2 protein-coding genes and 1 pseudogene are annotated in these 2,337 nt (G+C 70.3%); all 3 read left to right on the top strand.

The genetic code is table 11. From position 1 onward, the window contains the following. Positions 1-449: pseudogene (locus CM1CMNOD_RS21655) on the top strand (hypothetical protein); the annotation flags it as partial. 16 nt (positions 450-465) lie between these two features. Next, positions 466-1,479 (top strand): ABC transporter permease, encoded by a 1,014-nt coding sequence (locus tag CM1CMNOD_RS08935; protein WP_013873339.1) that lies wholly within the window; start codon positions 466-468, stop codon positions 1,477-1,479. Then, positions 1,476-2,337, top strand: an 862-nt coding sequence (locus CM1CMNOD_RS08930; RefSeq protein ID WP_165490458.1) for an ABC transporter permease, incomplete at its 3' end; no start/stop codon positions are given. The genes CM1CMNOD_RS08935 and CM1CMNOD_RS08930, both read left to right, overlap by 4 nt.

Below are 2,337 nucleotides of genomic sequence, written 5' to 3'. Positions count from 1 at the left end.
CTGTCCACGAAAGTGGGAACCCTCCACACCGCGAGGAGGCCCAGCTGTTGCAGGCCCAGTTCGAGGCGATCGGGCTGACGGTCAAACTGGAAAAAATCCCGTTCGGGCAGGTCGCCGAACGCTTCTACATCAAGCGTGAGGTCGGCCTGCTGCTGAGCGGGACCTTCGGCCGCGAGGCCCCGGCCCAGCAGCTCACGACCACCGCCACGCAGTACAGCAGCTACGACCCGGCGGCACTCACCGAAGCGCTGAAGAACGTCGCCCGGTTCCCGATCGACGACCCGGGCTACGCCCCCGCCCTGCAGGAGGCCACGAAGATAGCCGCTACCAAGGGCTCGGATGTCCTGGTGTTCTCCCAGCCCTGGCTGCTCGCCCATTCGAAGAAGCTGACGGGCCTGGTCGGGTATCTCACCTCGCCACGGCTCGAGGGCGTCCGGCTGGCCGCGTAGGCGGACCCGCTATCCCATGACCGAGATCACACTCGGCCCGCGGGGCCGGCGGGCGGGAGCGACCAGGGTCCTCCTGCCCGCCGTCCGCCGCGTGGCGGCGTTGCTGGCCACGTTGGTGATCATGGCACTGGTCAGCAGCCTGGTCATCTTCGCCCTGACCTTCCTGTCGCCCAGCGACCCGGCCGCGCAGAAACTCGGCCAGAACGCGACCCCGGAACAGGTCGCCGAGCTGCGGCACCTGTGGGGGCTCGACCGCCCCTTCGTCGTCCAGTACTTCAGCTGGCTGGGCGACGCCGTCAGCGGGGATCTCGGCAGGTCGTACTTCTCCGACATCCCGGTCGCCCAGAGCCTGGGGCAGCGGCTCGCGGTCGACCTGTCGATCGTGAGCGTCGCCGTGGTGCTGGCCGTGCTATTCGGCGCCGCGGCCGGTATCGCGGCGGCGGTGCGGCGGGGAAGCGTCGTCGACCGACTGGTGACGGCGGTGTCCTCGCTCGCGCTCACCGTCCCGGTGTTCCTGGTCGGGGTCATGCTGGTCGTCCTGTTCGCGGTGACCTGGCGATGGCTGCCAGCGAGCGGGTACGTGCCGATCGCGAAGGATCCCCTCGACTGGCTCCGCCATGTGATCATGCCGGGATTCGCGCTCAGCCTGCTGCCCGGCGCCGTCGTGGCCCGGCAGTTGCGCACCTCCCTGGTGAGCGCGCTCGGGGAGAACTACGTCGTCGGGGCAAGGCTGCGCGGGCTGTCCCCGGCCCACATCCTGTTCGGCCACACGTTGCGCAACGCCGCCGGGCCCGCCCTGGCCACGCTTGGCCTCGAACTGCCCGACCTGCTCGGCGGGGCCGTCGTCGTGGAGACGGTGTTCGGCCTGCCGGGGATCGGACGATACGCGTTGCAGGGCGCCACCAGCCATGACGTGCCCGTCATCCAGGGAGTGCTGCTGGTGACGGTCGCGTTCGTCCTGATCTCCAACATCACCGTCGACACGCTGCTGTCCCGGCTGCGGCCGGCCACCAGGGAGGAGCGCCGATGAGACACGCCCTGCGGGCCGTCTTCTCCTCGCTGCCCACCCGGGCGGCGGGCCTGTTCATCATCGTGATCCTCACGGTCGCGGTGACCGGTGAGACGCTGGCCCCCCACGACCCGTTCGCCCAGGATCTCGACTCGGCCCTGGCCGCTCCCGGTGGAGGCCACTGGCTGGGAACCGACTACCTGGGACGGGACACCCTCAGCCGGCTCGTCGCGGGCACCCGCGAAACGATCCTAAGCGCCGTGGCGATGGTGGCCCTCGGCGCCCTGCTCGGCGTGCTGCCGGGCATCGCCTCCGCCCTGCTCGGCCGCTGGTCCGCGTTTGCCGCCCTGCGGACGGTCGACGCGCTGCTCACACTGCCCACCGTGATCTTCGCGGTCGCGGTCGGCGGGCTGTTCTCGAACGGCCCGGCCGCGCTGGTCATCGCGATCGGGTTCCTGATGGCGCCACGCTTCTTCCGCATCGTCCGGGCCGAGGCGCTCGCTTTCAGCCGCACCCAGTACGTCGAGTCGGCCGCCCTGCTGGGCGCCTCCCGATGGTGGATCATCCGCCGGCATGTCGGGCGCAAGGTCCTGCCGACGATCGCTGTCACCACCTCGATCACGCTGGGCGGCGCGGTGTTCACCAGCTCGAGCCTGAACTTCATCGGCCTGGGCAGCCAGCCTCCCGCGCCGACCTGGGGCGGCATGCTCGCGGTGACAACCAGCCATCTGTGGGAGGACCCGCTCGCGCCGCTGTGGCCCGGGCTGATCATCGTCCTGACGATCTGGTCGTTCCACACCCTCGCGGACGGGCTACGCGAGGGCCTTGACGCAAGGAACCCGAGGAACGCGAGGAATCCGAGGCACTCGCGCCCCAGCC

Origin of the sequence: Protofrankia symbiont of Coriaria myrtifolia (assembly GCF_900634755.1) — a bacterium.
Taxonomy (GTDB): Bacteria; Actinomycetota; Actinomycetes; order Frankiales; family Frankiaceae; genus Protofrankia; species Protofrankia coriariae.
Note: the sequence above shows the minus strand (reverse complement) of the source record. Positions and strands in the feature narration are given on the sequence as shown.